The organism is Paenibacillus urinalis (assembly GCF_028747985.1).
Taxonomy (GTDB): Bacteria; Bacillota; Bacilli; order Paenibacillales; family Paenibacillaceae; genus Paenibacillus; species Paenibacillus urinalis.
This window is the reverse complement of record NZ_CP118108.1, coordinates 641,842-658,887: the sequence shown is the minus strand read 5'-3', so window position 1 is coordinate 658,887 and position 17,046 is coordinate 641,842. Positions and strand designations below refer to the sequence as shown.

Below are 17,046 nucleotides of genomic sequence, written 5' to 3'. Positions count from 1 at the left end.
CCTTCGTGTTCACATCGACTACCGGTTACCATTCTCGTAATTCAGTGCTTGTTTCTGAGCATACCGCTCCAGAGCAAGCTCAATCATCCGATCCAGCAGCGCTTTGTAGGATACACCTGTCTCCCGCCACAGCAGCGGATACATGCTGAACGGCGTAAAGCCCGGCATCGTATTCACTTCATTAATAAGCAGTGCTCCGTCCGATCTGCGAATGAAGAAATCGGCCCGTGTAATGCCGTTACCCTCAATGGCACGAAAAGCCTGGAGAGCAGCCTCGCGAACACGGTCGGCCTCCTCCTCATCAAGCGGCGCAGGAATCAGCATCTGTGACTGGCCGTCGATATATTTGGCCGCATAATCATAATATTCACTGGAGGATACAATCTCTCCCGGTACAGAAGCGATCGCTTCCTCGTTACCGAGTACGCTGACTTCGACTTCTCTCGCGTCTACAAATTCCTCGACGATAACTTTAATATCGTAGCGGAATGCGAATTCAACCGCCTGAACAAGCTCATCGCGATTACGAGCCTTGGAAATCCCAACACTGGAGCCGAGATTCGCTGGTTTAACAAACATCGGATAGCCCAGCTGGTCCTCCATCCCCACGATGAGATCATGACTCGCACGCTTCCACTGCACATGATTGAAATACGCAAATTCACATTGCGCAAGACCCGCCTGTGCAAACAGCTTCTTCATCACGACTTTATCCATACCTGCTGCAGAAGGCAGCACACCAGCACCCACGTAAGGGATATCAGCCATTTCAAACAAGCCTTGAATGGTGCCGTCTTCACCGTTCGTACCGTGCAAGAGCGGGAACATAACATCTAGTTCACCCTCGGTACCATACAGTTGTCCGAATACGGTATTCAGTGCATCTCTTGTCTCTTCCGCATTCCCACCGAGCTTAAGCTCATCTATACTGGCAGGAGGCGCAGTCAGTCTGCCGCCCTTAGCCCAGCTTCCCTGCTTCGAAATAAAGAAAGGAATAATTTCATATTTATCAAAATCAAATGCGCTGATGACGGCAAATGCAGTCTGCAATGATACCTCATGCTCTCCTGACTTGCCTCCATAGACCACGCCTACGGTCATCTTGTTGTCTTTACTGTGTACCATGACTTACCTCCGGTTTCTTAACGGTTACAGGTCCTAGGGAGAGAATCATTTTGATTATCGTATCCGCCAAGGCCTACCGAATTATGCCAATAGTATATTCATCTTAAGGATGAGCGTTACGCTTTTTTTAGGCTCCAAAAGTATCTGCGATATGGAATAACCGGTATGTTGTGTTCTCGGTCCAGGCATAAGAATCCTTGTAATCCCAATAACGATGCCTGCTGCTTACAGTGTTCGCATTCACAAGGGGCATTCCACCCGCATCAAATGCCGTTACAATCGTACTGTGCTGATACCTGCCGTCCCCATTCCAATCATAGAAAATAACATCGCCCAGCTGCAGCTGCTCCGGCCCGTCAACAAGCGTTGCCGTCAGCCCGCTATGATTCCGCGCAAGATAATTCTCCAAACTATCTGACACGGCCCAGCTGTAGCTCCATTGCTCTTGTCCCGAAGCGTAACCTTTATACCACCAGCCTGTTTCTCTCCTACCAGTATAGTTGATCGGCGCGCCCCCTGCAAAGAGACATTGCGAGATATAATTGGTGCAGTTCACTTCGAATTCTTCAAACTCCGGATTACCCGAATTCCACCATTGATCTGCATAAGCCACCGCATCCTCTCTCCGGTATCGAACCAGTCTGGCCGGAATACCTGGATACAACACCTCTCTATTCAGAAGAGGCTTCCTCAAGATACCTGCCTGCTTGGCATTCTCTGCTGCGATCAGCGTCTCATAGGCGACCGGCTTTCGTTCCTGTACATCTCTGACCACACGCGATACAACCCAATAATTACCGTCCTTGGTGAAGGTCAGCCGCTCTTTCTCGATGCGGTCCTCCCGGTGCGTCATCCCTCCCTTGGAGTAGAATAACCGGCTGTACAGCTGTACATCGACCACAGCTTCACCCTTGCGATCCGACAGTGTCCGGAGCAGCTTAGCGCTTGTCTCGCAGCGCAGAGGTACGGCCTGACGCTCGCGATACCACTCTTCCAGCTGAGCTGCCCGCTTGCCTCGTTCGAGCAGGACAGCAAGGTCTGTAATCATATGCTGCTCCTGCGGCTTATAATCAATCTCGCCTCGATTATATTCTTTCACATAAGAATATAAGGTATTTTTCCATTCTCGCTCCAACGGCCCATATCCCCTTTCTACTACTCCGGCTTACTTCTCGATCGTATGATTACCTTCTCTTTTCACTATATGACTAATTTTATGTTGGTATGTACGGGGCCTATCCAGAGAGAGTTGGAGCATTCACTTCCCTGTAAAAATAGGCGTTCTTACAAGAAAAAAAACTTTACGTCAATGGATGAAAACGGTATACTAAAATCAAAAGTTCATTTTTGAAATTACGTTTCACACTGTGAAACTCCATGGACATTGAACGGATAAAATGAACTTCTGGCATACTATTAATCAAGGAGGTACATCCATGTCTCAACAGAATCATTTCTCTGCTGCAAGCTCGCTTGAAGTCGGAGGCAAAACGTACCGCTATTACAGCCTCAAAACGCTTGAAGAGCAAGGACGCGGCGACATTTCCAAGCTGCCTTTCTCCATTAAGGTGCTCCTCGAAGCGGCGATCCGTCAGTTTGATGGACGCGCTATTACTGAAGATCATGTAAGCCAGCTTACAGGCTGGGCAGAAGGCAAAGATAACAACAAAGAAATTCCTTTTATTCCTGCGCGTATTGTACTGCAGGACTTTACTGGCGTTCCGGTGGTCGTTGACCTTGCCGCTATGCGCGATACAGTGAAGAAAGCCGGCGGCGATCCGAAGAAGATCAATCCGCTCGTTCCTGTCGATCTCGTTATTGACCACTCAGTCATGGTCGATGCATTCGGAACGAACAGTGCACTGGACTATAACATCAAAGTAGAATTTGAGCGCAATGAAGAGCGTTATCGCTTCCTTCGCTGGGCACAGACTGCTTTTGACAACTTCCGTGCAGTTCCTCCTTCTACAGGGATTGTTCACCAGGTTAACCTTGAATATCTCGCTTCCGTAGCTGCAACCAAAGAGATTGACGGTGAGACTGTTGTGTTCCCGGATTCTTTGGTAGGTACGGACTCTCATACAACGATGATCAACGGTCTCGGCGTTGTAGGCTGGGGTGTCGGCGGTATCGAGGCAGAAGCCGGAATGCTTGGACAACCACTCTACTTCGTAACGCCTGAGGTTATCGGCTTCAAGCTGACAGGCAGCCTGGCAGAGGGCTCTACGGCTACTGACCTTGCCCTGACGGTTACCGAAATGCTTCGTAAGAAGGGTGTTGTCGGCAAGTTCGTAGAATTCTATGGTCCTGGCCTGTCCAACATCAGCTTGGCTGACCGTGCGACCGTAGCTAACATGGCTCCGGAATATGGTGCAACCGTAGGTTTCTTCCCAGTCGATCAAGAGACGGTTAACTACCTGCGTAATACAGGTCGTTCTGAAGAACAAATTGAGCTGGTTGAAGCATACTACAAAGCCCAAGGCATGTTCCGTACGAACCATACCGAAGATCCAGTCTTTACAGATACTATTGAGCTTGATCTGGCATCGGTTGTACCGAGCCTTGCAGGACCTAAACGTCCTCAAGACCGGATTGAGCTGTCTCATATGAAAGAGAATTGGGAAGGCATTGTCCGCACACCAATCGACAAGGGCGGTTACGGACTAAGCGATGAGAAGATTGCAGAGAAAGTGCCTGTTACCCATCCTGACGGTTCCAAGAGTGAACTGGCTCCAGGTGCAGTTGTAATTGCTGCAATTACGAGCTGTACGAACACTTCCAACCCAAGTGTTATGGTCGGCGCAGGTCTTCTTGCGAAGAAAGCGGTAGAACGCGGACTGACCAAGCCTGGTTATGTGAAGACCTCGCTGACTCCAGGATCTCTTGTTGTTACAGAGTACCTGACCAAGGCAAACCTGCTCGATCCGCTTGAGAAGCTGGGCTTTAACGTTGCCGGCTACGGATGTGCAACTTGTATCGGTAACTCCGGTCCGCTTCCAGATGAAGTGAGTCATGCGATTGCTGACAACGATCTGACTGTTGCTGCAGTACTGTCTGGTAACCGTAACTTCGAAGGCCGTGTGCATGCCCAGGTCAAAGCAAACTACCTGGCTTCTCCGCCGCTGGTTGTTGCTTACGCGCTGGCAGGTACGGTGAACATCGATCTGCAGAACGATCCGATCGGCTATGATCAGAGCAATCAGCCTGTATATCTTAAGGATATCTGGCCGACTTCCGCAGAAATCCAAGAAGCAATTAATGTCTCGCTTAACGCAGATATGTTCCGAAATAAATACGCGAACGTCTTCACTGCCAATGAACGCTGGAATGCAATTGAAGTTCCAGAAGGCGAATTGTATGAGTGGGATGAGAACTCGACATACATTCAGAACCCGCCGTTCTTTGAAGGACTTGAAGGTGATCTGAACGACATCCAGAACATTCGTGATGCACGCGTGCTTGCGCTGCTTGGCGATTCTGTAACGACCGACCATATCTCGCCTGCAGGTAATATTTCGCCAACCAGCCCGGCTGGTCTGTACCTCAAAGAGCATGGTGTAGAACGCAAGGACTTCAACTCCTACGGTTCTCGCCGCGGTAACCATGAAGTTATGATGCGCGGAACATTTGCCAACATCCGTATTCGTAACCAAGTGGCACCAGGCACGGAAGGCGGCGTTACCAAATACCTCCCTACCGATGAAGTCATGTCCATCTACGATGCTTCTATGAAGTATCAGGAGAAAGGCAGAAACCTCATCGTACTGGCTGGTAAAGAGTATGGTACAGGAAGCTCCCGTGACTGGGCAGCCAAAGGTACGCTTCTCCTTGGCGTCAAAGCTGTTATCGCTGAGAGCTTCGAGCGGATTCACCGCAGTAACCTGGTTGGTATGGGCGTACTTCCGCTTCAGTTCAAAGAAGGCTATGGCTGGTCCAGCCTTGGATTGAACGGGCGTGAGACGTTTGATATCGTAGGTCTCTCCAACGAAGTTACTCCAGGTGAAGAATTGACTGTAACTGCAACACGCGAGGACGGTACTAAATTTGAGTTCCCTGTTATCGCGCGTCTCGACAGTATGGTTGACGTGGATTACTACCATAATGGCGGTATTCTGCAAACCGTACTTCGTCAGTTGATGAAATAATCGACGTACAAATAGTAAGGCCGTATCCCCTGCCTCTCGGCAGCTGGATACGGCCTTTTTTTATCTCTATTAGATTATCGAATTGCCATCTCTTTCATAAACAACGGGAACCTCGCCGCAAGCGCCTTGGTATGCTCATGTACACTTGCTGCCACGCTATCATCTCCATGACGCTTAAGCACAGCAGCAATACACTCTCCCAATATGCGCATTTCTTCATCTCCCATGCCCCTCGTCGTCAATGCAGGCGTACCGATTCGTATGCCGCTAGTAACAAATGGACTGGCTGTTTCTCCAGGTATCGTGTTCTTATTAACCGTGATGCCTACATGCTCCAGGATCGCTTCAGCCTGCTTGCCTGTAAGTCCCCAGGGCCGCACATCTATCAGCATCAAATGGTTATCCGTTCCTCCCGATACAAGTGTGGCTCCTTCTTGAATGAGAGTATCTGCAAGCACCTTCGCATTATCGACGACTCTGCCTGCATAGAGCTTAAAGGAAGGGTCCAATGCCTCTTTGAAGCTCACTGCCTTCGCTGCAATGATATGCATGAGCGGTCCGCCCTGTATGCCAGGGAATATGGATTTGTTAAGCCCCTTCGCCGTCTCCTCATCATTCGTCAGCAGCAGGCCTCCCCGAGGGCCGCGCAGCGTCTTATGCGTCGTACTTGTCGTAACATCCGCATAAGGGACCGGAGAGGGATGCAGACCCGCTGCAACCAGTCCGGCTATATGAGCCATGTCCACCATAAGCTTTGCCCCGACCTGATCAGCAATTCCCTTGAACTTTGCAAAGTCAATCTGACGGGGGTAAGCACTTGCACCAGCAATGATCAGCTTCGGCCGCTCTTTGCGGGCAAGGCTCTCTACTTGATCGTAATCGATCAGGTGTGTTACTTCATCCACTCCATAGGAGACCACATCAAACCATTTCCCTGACAGGCTTACTGGACTGCCATGAGTTAGATGTCCGCCTTGGGAAAGATTCATGCCCATCAGCTTGTCTCCTGGATTCAGGAGATGAAACAGCACTGCCGTATTGGCCTGAGCACCGGAATGCGGCTGAACATTCGCATAAGCAGCTCCAAATAAGGACTTTGCCCGCTCGATCGCGAGCGTCTCAGCACCATCCACATGCTCGCAGCCCCCGTAGTAACGTTTCCCAGGGTACCCTTCTGCATATTTGTTCGTTAGAACGGTTCCCATCGCTTCCATCACTTCAGGACTAACAATATTCTCTGAAGCAATCAGTTCCAGTGTAGCCAGCTGACGTTCCTGCTCTTGCTGAACAAAGCTGTAAAGCTGTGGATCAAAGGATTCCAAACTCATTAACAACACCTCCGCGAGATAAATGATAAATCTATGGATACGCAAAAAAGGACAGAGATCACGAACAAATTGTCGTGTTCTCTGTCCTGGGTACCTGAGAGTTTGAACGGCGTCAGCCGTCGTTACCCCTTGGGTGGCTATTGCTCTCTCCAGAGTTGCGTCCGATGGCGGTTCCTTGTACCTGAGAGATTAACTTTAAGACTCGACTAGCCATAAAGCTTGCTCCTTCGGCGCAAAAGCATCCTCATTAACGTGACCAAGCGATGCTTAAGACTCTCCCTGCCATCATCTTCCGCTTATGGATTTTTCTTTATCTGATTAAAGCAGAAGAAAGATCCTATGTCAATATAGCTGACAAAAAATCTTGATAAATGTATTTCTCTACATTTTCGGAGCAGTTAATAGGTCTCGCTGAGATGACAAGCCAGATATACCTTGAGCCAATCATCGGGATCATTTAGACTGACCTGCATCAGCTCCTCAATCTTATGCAGCCGGTGGTACAGCGTATTGATATGAATATGCAGCTCTTCGGCTGCTGCTGAAGCGGAACGATTTGCAGCCATGTAAGCTTTTAACGTGCGCTCCAGATCCTCACCCTGCTGCTTGCCCCTTGAATACAGAGGAGACAACACACTCTCAATATAATGCCCGATCTTTGCAGGCTCCTGATTGAGAAACAATTGATTCACCCCGATATCCTCATAACGGGTAAGTCCTGTCTTTTGCCTGCGGAGCAGAAAGGATAAGGCATCAAGTGCCTCATCGTTACTTCTGGCCACCTGCTCGAGGCCACTATACAAGCTGCCAATGCCCCCGCTCACGGATTTGCCTGTTGATCTTGCCCATCGCTCGGCAGCTGCTCTCATCCGTTCCACCATTTGCTTTTGCTGGGCGATATTCAGTGCTGCCGCAATAATCGTTACTTTATCATGGGAGCCAAATAGCAGCTTCTCACTATGACCAAGCTCTTTTTCCAAATCAAGTATCAGTTTACGTAAAAAAATCTCACGCTGCTTCAGATCCCCGTGCTCTCCCAGAAGGTGAAGGACACTAACGAATAGAGGAACATCCTTAGGCAGTCCAAAATTACTCATCTTGGCAGCGACTCGTTCAGGCTCACGAAACTGCACCAGCTCATTGAAGAACTCATGGCTCCGTTTGTAATACATTTCCGTGGCGGAGTGCGTGTTCATTAGCTGAAGTGCAACGATCGCACCTCCCTGCTCAAGTACAATGTGATCCAGCGGCTCCAGTGGACGAAGGAGTGGAATAACGAAGACGCCGAGCAGCACCGGGCCATTCACAACAGGGTACAGGTAATACCCATGCTCGTGACTGCCCGTTATCGTGACAGGAGCTTTATTCGCCTCAAACACTTGGAACAAATCCAGATCGGAGAGCTCATGCTGATCGTCAGCGACAGGATGCCAGTTGTTCAGCAGCAGGTCAACAAATCGCAAGGGCAGCTTCAGCATAGCGAGCACTTGATCAACCAGCACCTCCACACTTTCCTGGCGGACAGACAGCTTGGTAAATACATTGTGAATATCGCTCCGTTTCACGAGATACTCATTCGCTTCTCTCAGCTCTGAGTACATTCTTGCATTGGATATCGCAATAGCGGCCTGATCAGCAAAGCCCTGAAGATGCAGCAGGTCCTGATCATGAAAAGGTCTCCTGCCATCCTGCAGCTGATGCACCAGCATGACGCCGATCCGATCCTGATTCATCGTGACGGGAACTGCGATGACTGATACTACCTGCACCACATCTCCGTCAAATGCGTTAACAAGATAACTCAATGCATCCTTCGGAACATCATCCATCGCATCCAGGGCTGTTCTGGAGGTATATATTTTCCCGATCCCGCTCGTAAATACTTTACCTGTAATCCCCTGGCTATGCCTTGTCTGAAACTGATAAATCGTATCTTTAATCCCAATGCTCGCCCTGGGCACCAGTCTCTTCTCCGCCTCCTCATACATCATGAAGAAGCCGCAGTCTGCAGCGGGAATGACCTTCAGTGCATTCTGCATAATGTGCAGCAGCAATTCATTCAGGTCGAGAGAAGAGGTTAGCGCGCGGAGCCCCTCAAGCCAGCGTTCGTGATCCAGCTTTTGCTTGGCAAGCCTTATCATTAGCAGCTCCATTCTCGTCAGCAGCTCCAGCTGCTCAAGCTCACTGTCCGTCAATTCATCTTCAGCTTCAATCAGCATCAGCATGGGTCTCTGCTCTGAGGCATCATTCGGTGAAAAATAGATGAATAAGAGTGTGGATCCCTCCACACGCAAGGTCCGGCATACTAGCTTCTCCATGTGTTGTTGAAGCGGCAAACCCATTGCATTCATCTTCACTTTCTCGATCAGCCTGTCGGCTCCTTCTGTGCCCAGCCATAGGTATAAGCTTCCAGCACTCTCCGTATAAAACCATGCCCCATATTCCACGTCTCCAAATCTCTTCTCCAAAAATTGAGGCAGATCCACGCTTAACATCCCCTCTCCACTCCGTACGTGTCAGTTAATATAACATAAATGAATGCATTTCAACTTGAAATAGCTTGTCATTGGAAATATATACAATGTTATCTATAAAACATTAGTCATATGAACAATGATTTTCGTTAACTCACATTATAAAATGTTACCATACTTAACACAATCATTTGGAGCGTGAGATGCCTATGAAAAAAGAGCCCAACAGTAAATTGATACTCACCGCCTTATTCGCAGCCTGGATTGTCTCCTATATTGACCGAGGAGTAATTACGCTTGCACTCAGTCAAATGGGCAAAGACATGAGTCTGGATGCTTCGGCACTCGGAATTGTGCTGAGCAGCTTTTTCGTCGGCTATGCGCTCATGCAGATTCCCGGCGGATGGCTCGCGGACAAGTTCGGTTCACGCAAAGTCATCGTCGTCGCCATCCTGTTCTGGTCCCTCTTCACCGGTTTATCGGGCGCCGCCTGGTCCCTGGCCTCTCTGCTCGTGATTCGTTTCCTCTTCGGGATTGGAGAAGGAGCTTACCCTTCTGCCAGCACCAAAGCCATCTCTGATTACTTCGCCAAAGAAAAACGCACCAAGGCTCAAACGACCATGATGTCCTCCAATGCTCTCGGAGGAGCCATTGCCCCCATTATCTGTACTCCGCTGCTCCTGTGGTTAGGATGGAGACATACGTTTCTCGCGATTTCCCTGCTTGGCGTAGTGCTCGTTATATGGTTCCTTTATATCACCAGGGGATCTTCCGCCCAGCACAGTACTGCTTCACCCAAAGTGGAAAAGGGTGTGTATAAGGAGCTGCTGCGCAATACGACTTTGTGGAGAGTCATGGCACTCTTCTTCTTTGCCAACATTGCCAGTTGGGGACTCTCTTCGTGGATGCCTACCTATCTCATTGAAGCACAAGGGATCGATCTGAAGGCAGCTGGTCTTGTATCCGCTATTCCCGCAGTCATCGCTGCTCTTGGCATGCTCATCAGCGGACGGATCATCGATCGAATCGGAGCCAAAGCGAAGTATGTAGTCACAGGCTGCCTCTTCATGTATGCTCTATTCTTATTCCTCGTGACACGCGCCGGCGGACTCGCCGAAATTATGCTGTGCATGAGTATTGCCATGGCGTTCGGCTCCTTCACATTGTCCTTTGTGTTTACACTGCCTCACCGACTGATGAAGCAAAGAGTCGTTGGTACTGCCTTTGGTATGATTAACTTTGGCGGACAGGCCGCAGGTATCCTCTCTCCCGCAATAATGGGCTTCCTTATATCATCTACGAACTCTTATAACAGCGCCTTTTTATTCCTTACAGCATCATGCCTTGTCGCTGCAATCATTTCATTAACAATTCCTAAATTGAACAAACAGCCTGACGAGCCTATTACAGACCCATCTGCAGTTGTGTTGACCGCAAGACACTAAATCTTAGGAGGTATATAGCATGAGCAAAACAAACCTGATCCAAGCGCTTAACGAAGGAGAGCATCGCTTCACAAAAATGGCGAAGGACATATGGGAGCATCCGGAGGTCGGCTACACCGAATCCTACGCCTCCTCTCTTCAGGCTCGCCTGCTAGAACAGGAAGGCTTTCGCATCACATCAGGCGTGGGTGAAATTCCTACCGCCTTTGTCGCCGAGTACGGTCATGGAAGTCCGGTGATCGGCATCCTCGGCGAGTTTGACGCCCTTCCCGGTCTATCCCAAACGGTAAGCCCAGATCAGACACCGATCGTTCCCGGCGGACCCGGTCATGGCTGCGGACATAACCTGCTCGGCACAGCTGGAGTAGAAGCAGTCACCGCGCTTAAGCAGCTCATTAACGAAGGAACACTCCCCGGCACCATTCGTTATTACGGCTGTCCGGCAGAAGAGCTGTTATCCGGCAAGACCTTTATGGCTCGTGACGGCGTGTTCGACGATCTGGACTGTGTGCTCACTTGGCATCCAGGCAGCTCCAACATGGCGGCGAATTACAGCATGCAGGCATTGACTGGTGTGGAGTTCTTCTTCTCGGGTCGTACCGCACACGCTGGAGCCGCCCCTCATCTAGGCCGCAGTGCTCTAGATGCGGTGGAGCTGATGAACGTCGGCGCAAATTACCTGCGTGAGCATGTGCCAGACGGCAGCCGGATTCATTATCAGATCACAAACGGCGGTCAGGCTCCGAATATCGTGCCGGATGCGGCGAGCGTATACTACTTTTTACGCGGAAAAGACCGAGCAGCTGTCGATCACTTGCTAGAGAGGCTCATCAAAATCGCCCAAGGTGCGGCATTAATGACTGAAACGAGTGTACGGTGGGATATCAAAGCAGGCTGTTATGATACACTGCCAAATGCCACGCTGAATGATCTTATGCATGCTCAAACCGAAGTTGCAGAGCCTATTCAATTTACTCCGGAAGAAGAAGCCTTCGCCGAACAGCTGCTGAAGAGCGTTCATCCAGACGTCCTTGCAGCCAATCCAGAAGCTGCCCTGCACTCTGAAAAATCCATTCTGCCAACCGCGTTTATTAACAATAAACAAGTCTTCGGTATGACGATGGGCGGCTCCTCTGATGTGGGTGATGTATCCTGGATTGCACCGATGGGTCAGATCATGACGACTTGTGCTCCACTGGGAGTTCAAGTTCACACTTGGCAGGCCACGGCCGCCTTCGGCTCCTCCATTGGAATGAAGGGGATGCACTATGCCGCGAAGCTGATGGCTCTCTCCGCCTATGATCTGCTTCAGAATACAGATGGTGTCATTGAGCAGGCCAAAGCCGAATTTAAAGAAAGAGCAAGCGGCATTACTTTCACGGCGGGAATCCCTGCTGAAGTGAAGCCTCCAGTGCCGGCTCATATTAAAGTGACGGTACCAGCAGGCTGACTATAATGCGTATACTAGATATGCGACCAAGTCGGCGCGAATCATGTTCATTCTCTAGCAGATTTTGTTCCCATTAGAAAAACTCCAGTTCCCCTCGCTTTCAGGCAAGGAGGAACTGGAGTTTTTTATGTTGATTCTAGCCGTATTTTCACCATACAAAAAATGAAAATCACGCTGTTATGTGTTTAGATCATTCAAACCCGGGGCATGCTCATTCGGCATGTCTGGCAGCATGGGTACCGGATGACCAATTGGAGGAGGCGTTACTTCGAGCTCACCGCCATTACGGCTTGGGGATTTCCCGCTATAAATCTCCCCGATCCGAGTATCATCCAGCCTGAAATTAAACTGTGCATTATGAAAGCCCATGTCCACATATTTTCTGCACTCCGGATACTTGTTGATATCATAATTAGGTACCGGGAACAGCTTGCCCCACTCTACACCGAGCGTCTCAAGTGCTTTGGCGAACGCATTCTGATGGGCATTGTCCCGCACGATAAGAAAGGCTAAAGTTTCTCTGAATGTCTTATTGGAGCTCATTTCATAAATACGGGATTTCTGCAGGACCCCTGTTGATTCAAGCACCAGATTATCCATCAGGTCAGCTACAAGATTACCATGGTTGTACACATAGTTGCCCATCCACGGATTCCCAGCTGCATCTACGGGCAAAGACCCTTGAGCACCAACGATGTAGTGATGCGGATTCGCATGACGAACAGCCTCATCCAACGGAGCCCCATCCACACCTGCGTTACCCGGCGTCTCTTCGCCCGATCCGTTCAGCAGCTGATTAATGGTCGTCTGCACCAGCTCCACATGGCTGATCTCCTCCAGAAATACACCTCGCATCAAATCACGATACTGGGTCTTATTCCCACGGAAATTACTGCTCTGAAAAAAATACTGCATCATCGTACGCATTTCGCCGAACCGTCCGCCTAATGCTTCTTGCAGCACCTTAGCCGCAGCGGGATCAGGCTTGTCCGGAACGATAATATTGATAAGATCCTCTTTGTAGAAATACACAGGAAACACCTACTTTACTGGCGAATTTGGAAGACATCCTATTTTGTGTCCAGAGCACCTGTTTTATACAAAATGAGGAAGTTCTCGCAAAACACCTGAAAGGAGTGTGAGGGATGAATATCGGTTCTGCCAGACAAGCAGCAGTGAATTGGGTAATGAGCCACGGAAGCCAATCCCCCGGTTATCTCGGCGCATATTTTAGCGGCTCTACTGTTACCCTGCCTGACGACGCTACCCTGTCTCCTTCCTCGGATATGGATATCGTCATTGTTGTTCATGAAGTACCCTCTATTAAGCTTGGGAAATTCCGATATCAAAATGTCTTGCTGGAAGTAACCTATCTACCGTGGGATCTCTTCGATTCAGTAGAAAAGGTGCTTACAAACTACCATTTGGCCGGAAGCTTTCGCACGAACACGATCATCGCCGATCCTTATTCACGTCTGTATCCGATATACCAGCAGGTATCTCAGCACTTTGCTCAAAAATCATGGGTCGAGAAGCGATGTGAAGATGTCCTTTATAAAATAAAGGCAGGGCTCCATTCCATAGATATGACGCAGCCTCTCTATGATCGAATCACCGCACTTCTCTTCCCCGCTGCCATTACAACACATGTCCTGCTCACCGCTGCACTGCAAAATCCGACGGTTCGTTTACGGTATCTCCGTGTGCGAGAGGTACTCACCCAGTATAATGAGCTCCCGGTATACACTGAACTATTGCAGCTGCTCGGCTGTGAACAGATGACCGCAGAACAAGTTCGTCAGCATCTTGAACAGCTTGAAGTGACCTTTGATACAGCTGCGGATGTAGCGTCTACCCCTTTCTTTTTCAGCTCCGATATTACAGTAAGCGCACGCCCCATTGTGATCGAGGGAAGCCGCGAGCTCATCGAATCCGGGAATCACCTTGAGGCTGTGTTTTGGATAGCAGCTACCTTTGCCCGATGTCACAAAATTTTAGACACAGACGCAGCACCGGATACTAAGCAGCCACTTGCGCCAGCCTTCCAGGCGCTGATCGATGATCTTGGCATTGGTACATCGGAGTCCTATCTGAACAGGGCAGAGCAAATTCGAAACTACTTGCCTGCACTTTCGAAGACAGCTGATGATATGATCGCTGCCCACCCTCACATCTGGAGTTGATTCACAGGATTAATAATTCATCGCACAAAAAAAGTGGAGGCCCATATGCGGGCCCCCTTATGTGCAATCCTGTACAAGCTCCGTCACAGATCTACGGTCTTGTTCAAATCCATCTCATTCTTGCCTGTCATTTTGTTGATCAGATTCTTGACCAGCTTTGTTTTACTGCCTGTTTCCCAATACTCGGCGGTGTCTGCCTGAATCTTGATGAGCACCAGCGAAGGGTCGTCATAAGAAACATCAAGCAGCATCTCATAGGCTTTGTTCCAGAACTCCTTCACTTTCGCCGGATCCTGAATCAGCTCCGCTTCACCCCGTATGGAAACATAGGATTTACCGACATAGGCTACATTGACCAGCGGATTTTGCATCAATTCACGATACTTATTGGTGTCCTTTTTAGTTAAAAACCAGAGATCTCCGTCAAATTCAACCTCCTGTGTCTTCATCGGACGAGAGACGAGTCCTTCTGGTGTTACGGTTGTCAACATCGCTGTATCTATATCCTTGATCAAATCTCTTACCGTCTCAATTGCTTCTTGATTCACTGCTGAAGTATTCATAAATGCGATTCCCTCCTTGGCTTCTGGCTCTCACATTTATATTAACCAATTGGAGAATCTGCAATCTACGAAACGGGATCTCACATTATTTCCCTCATGCATTGGGAGATTGTTCGTTCACCTGTTCTGACCCCGATATTCTTCGGCCTTCTCCTGCATACCGGCATGGATCGCTTCCTTCTCACTAACTCCCTTGACGGATGCCATATTCCGAATATCCTGAGTGATGCGCATGCTGCAGAATTTGGGTCCGCACATCGAACAAAAATGCGCCGTCTTCGCTCCCTCTGCGGGAAGAGTCTCATCATGATAGGATAAGGCACGCTCCGGATCAAGGGACAGATTGAACTGATCCTTCCAGCGGAACTCAAATCTCGCTTTGGAGAGGGCATCGTCTCTTCTGTGCGCTCTAGGATGACCCTTGGCCAGATCGGCTGCATGGGCAGCGATCTTATAGGCAATGACCCCTTCCCTTACATCATTCTTATCCGGCAGTCCCAAATGCTCCTTCGGCGTAACATAGCACAGCATAGAGGTGCCAAACCAGCCGATCATCGCCGCCCCGATCGCAGATGTAATGTGATCATATCCGGGAGCAATATCAGTTGTAAGTGGACCCAGCGTGTAAAATGGGGCTTCCTGACAGATCTCCATCTGCAGATCGACGTTCTCTTTGATCTTATGCATGGGTACATGTCCGGGACCTTCAATCATCACCTGCACATCATGCTTCCAGGCGATCTGCGTCAGTTCTCCGAGTGTTGCCAGCTCTGCCATTTGAGCCTCATCATTCGCATCATAGATGCTGCCGGGTCTTAGTCCATCTCCAAGTGAAAAAGCAACATCATATCGGCTCATAATCTCACAAATCTCTTCAAAATGAGTGTACAAAAAGTTCTCCTGATGATGTGCCAGGCACCAAGCTGCCATGATCGAGCCGCCCCGTGACACAATTCCAGTCATTCGCTCTGCTGTCATTGGAATATATCTTAGAAGAACGCCTGCATGAATCGTAAAATAATCTACACCCTGCTCCGCCTGCTCAATCAGCGTATCTCGGTATATTTCCCAGGAGAGCTTCTCTGCCTCCCCGTTCACCTTCTCCAGTGCTTGATAGAGTGGAACTGTCCCAATGGGTACAGGAGAATTGCGGATAATCCATTCTCTAGTCGTATGAATATGGCGGCCTGTCGAGAGGTCCATGACTGTATCCGCTCCCCAATGCACAGCCCAGCTCATCTTCTCTACCTCCTCCTCAATCGAAGAGGAAACAGCAGAGTTTCCGATATTCGCATTGATCTTGACATGGAATCGGCTTCCGATCAGCATTGGCTCACTTTCCGGATGATTGATATTAGAAGGCAGGATTGCCCTTCCTCTTGCAATTTCACTCCGTACAAACTCCGGATCGAGTCCCTCGCGGATCGCTGCGAACTCCATTTCAGGTGTCACGATCCCTTTTCTGGCATAATGCATCTGAGTTACACATCGACCTGACTTGGCTCTAAGCGGCTGTCTTCTAACACCCGGGAACACCTCTACCTCCTGCTGGGCACTTCTGTCGGATCGAATCCCATTATCCTCTGGCCGTATTTCTCTTCCTTCATAAAACTCAACATCCTCACGCTCAAGGATCCAATTCCGGCGCAAGAGCGGAAGGCCTTGACGGATATCAACTTCTATATTCATATCTCCCATGGGTCCGCTCGTATCGTATACCCGAAATGGCTCATTCTGCTCTACCCCTTGGGGTGTGCTAGTGGGATGGAGCTCAATTTCACGTTCGGGTACGGCAATGTCCGGCCTTGATCCTTGGATATATACCCTCTTGCTGGCGGGGAATGGCTGGAGTCTTCCTGATTCGCCCTTTAATTGTTCTCCTCTTATAGCCGATGTCTCTGTGTTCAGTTCTGTGTTCGAATGATTCATATGTGCTTCCTCCTTTTTCGAGTTGGGAAGCCCTCTCCTGAGCTGTGTTTGAAAGATAGAAGATATACAAACGACAGCCAGTTATGCAGAAGCTGCGGCAACAAAAAAGAGCCGATTCCCACAGGGGGAATCAGCTCTAATCCAAATAAGATCTTACCGATGTACCGGCTAATGAAGCTGCATAGACTACTAGCAGAAGCTTCACCTCATACACGGATCTTATCCACATTTTATCGCCAATTACTTCCCTACGCTGGTATGATCCAGATCAGGTGCAAAGAGTCCGGCACCTTGCAGTGCCATCTCAGCCCGGCATTTCGGGCTCCCCTAGTAAATTGTTATTGTTGTTTAAATAAATGGTTTAACCTCATCCTTTGTCTGAATTAAGGTCCATACAAGATTAT

The 17,046-nt window shown here is 49.3% G+C and carries 11 protein-coding genes and 2 riboswitches; of the genes, 4 read left to right on the top strand and 7 right to left on the bottom strand.

What is annotated here, in order from left to right; translation table 11 throughout:
* Window positions 1-18: 18 nt before the first annotated feature.
* Together PUW25_RS03030 and PUW25_RS03025 are read right to left on the bottom strand one after the other, a co-directional pair.
* On the bottom strand, window positions 19-1,125 hold the full coding sequence (locus tag PUW25_RS03030; protein ID WP_047911600.1) for a D-alanine--D-alanine ligase: 1,107 nt from the start codon (window positions 1,123-1,125) through the stop codon (window positions 19-21).
* A gap of 127 nt (window positions 1,126-1,252) precedes the next feature.
* Entirely contained in the window at window positions 1,253-2,260 is a 1,008-nt protein-coding gene (locus PUW25_RS03025; protein ID WP_047911599.1) for an amidase domain-containing protein, read from the bottom strand.
* Window positions 2,261-2,561: 301 nt separating this feature from the next.
* Between PUW25_RS03025 and acnA the strand changes: the two genes are divergently transcribed.
* Complete coding sequence (gene acnA, locus PUW25_RS03020) at window positions 2,562-5,270, top strand: aconitate hydratase AcnA (protein WP_047911598.1); 2,709 nt, start codon at window positions 2,562-2,564, stop codon at window positions 5,268-5,270.
* Window positions 5,271-5,344: 74 nt separating this feature from the next.
* Here the strand turns inward: acnA and glyA are convergent, their stop codons facing one another.
* Complete coding sequence (glyA, locus tag PUW25_RS03015; RefSeq protein ID WP_047911597.1) at window positions 5,345-6,598, bottom strand: serine hydroxymethyltransferase; 1,254 nt, start codon at window positions 6,596-6,598, stop codon at window positions 5,345-5,347.
* 158 nt (window positions 6,599-6,756) lie between these two features.
* A riboswitch (glycine riboswitch) is annotated at window positions 6,757-6,890 on the bottom strand.
* A 106-nt stretch (window positions 6,891-6,996) separates the two neighbouring features.
* Window positions 6,997-9,084: a helix-turn-helix domain-containing protein gene (locus tag PUW25_RS03010; protein WP_274338525.1), complete on the bottom strand. Its 2,088-nt coding sequence runs from the start codon at window positions 9,082-9,084 to the stop codon at window positions 6,997-6,999.
* Between the two features lie 197 nt (window positions 9,085-9,281).
* On the opposite strand from PUW25_RS03010, the gene PUW25_RS03005 reads away from it, so the two are divergent.
* Window positions 9,282-10,517, top strand: a complete 1,236-nt coding sequence (locus tag PUW25_RS03005; protein WP_047911595.1) for an MFS transporter — start codon at window positions 9,282-9,284, stop codon at window positions 10,515-10,517.
* 19 nt (window positions 10,518-10,536) lie between these two features.
* Window positions 10,537-11,967: an amidohydrolase gene (locus PUW25_RS03000; RefSeq protein WP_047911594.1), complete on the top strand. Its 1,431-nt coding sequence runs from the start codon at window positions 10,537-10,539 to the stop codon at window positions 11,965-11,967.
* Window positions 11,968-12,144: 177 nt separating this feature from the next.
* On the opposite strand, the gene PUW25_RS02995 is transcribed toward PUW25_RS03000, so the two are convergent.
* Complete coding sequence (locus PUW25_RS02995; RefSeq protein ID WP_047911593.1) at window positions 12,145-12,999, bottom strand: manganese catalase family protein; 855 nt, start codon at window positions 12,997-12,999, stop codon at window positions 12,145-12,147.
* A 113-nt stretch (window positions 13,000-13,112) separates the two neighbouring features.
* Between PUW25_RS02995 and PUW25_RS02990 the strand changes: the two genes are divergently transcribed.
* Complete coding sequence (locus tag PUW25_RS02990; protein ID WP_047911592.1) at window positions 13,113-14,150, top strand: hypothetical protein; 1,038 nt, start codon at window positions 13,113-13,115, stop codon at window positions 14,148-14,150.
* Between the two features lie 83 nt (window positions 14,151-14,233).
* Here PUW25_RS02990 and PUW25_RS02985 read toward each other — a convergent pair whose 3' ends face one another.
* Window positions 14,234-14,713 (bottom strand): pyridoxamine 5'-phosphate oxidase family protein, encoded by a 480-nt coding sequence (locus PUW25_RS02985; RefSeq protein ID WP_047911591.1) that lies wholly within the window; start codon window positions 14,711-14,713, stop codon window positions 14,234-14,236.
* A 117-nt stretch (window positions 14,714-14,830) separates the two neighbouring features.
* Window positions 14,831-16,642 carry a phosphomethylpyrimidine synthase ThiC gene (gene thiC / locus PUW25_RS02980; RefSeq protein WP_081872383.1) on the bottom strand — a complete coding sequence of 604 codons (1,812 nt, stop codon included), beginning with the start codon at window positions 16,640-16,642 and terminating at the stop codon, window positions 14,831-14,833.
* Window positions 16,643-16,870: 228 nt separating this feature from the next.
* Window positions 16,871-16,981: riboswitch (TPP riboswitch) on the bottom strand.
* Between the last annotated feature and the right edge of the window lie 65 nt (window positions 16,982-17,046).

Excerpts from the sequence above, each read along its gene's own strand:
- PUW25_RS03030 (WP_047911600.1), bottom strand. The coding sequence starts at position 1,125 with ATGGTACACAGTAAAGACAACAAGATGACCGTAGGCGTGGTCTATGGA.
- acnA (WP_047911598.1), top strand. The coding sequence starts at position 2,562 with ATGTCTCAACAGAATCATTTCTCTGCTGCAAGCTCGCTTGAAGTCGGA.
- glyA (WP_047911597.1), bottom strand. The coding sequence starts at position 6,598 with ATGAGTTTGGAATCCTTTGATCCACAGCTTTACAGCTTTGTTCAGCAA.
- PUW25_RS03005 (WP_047911595.1), top strand. The coding sequence starts at position 9,282 with ATGAAAAAAGAGCCCAACAGTAAATTGATACTCACCGCCTTATTCGCA.
- PUW25_RS03000 (WP_047911594.1), top strand. The coding sequence starts at position 10,537 with ATGAGCAAAACAAACCTGATCCAAGCGCTTAACGAAGGAGAGCATCGC.
- PUW25_RS02990 (WP_047911592.1), top strand. The coding sequence starts at position 13,113 with ATGAATATCGGTTCTGCCAGACAAGCAGCAGTGAATTGGGTAATGAGC.
- PUW25_RS02985 (WP_047911591.1), bottom strand. The coding sequence starts at position 14,713 with ATGAATACTTCAGCAGTGAATCAAGAAGCAATTGAGACGGTAAGAGAT.
- thiC (WP_081872383.1), bottom strand. The coding sequence starts at position 16,642 with ATGAATCATTCGAACACAGAACTGAACACAGAGACATCGGCTATAAGA.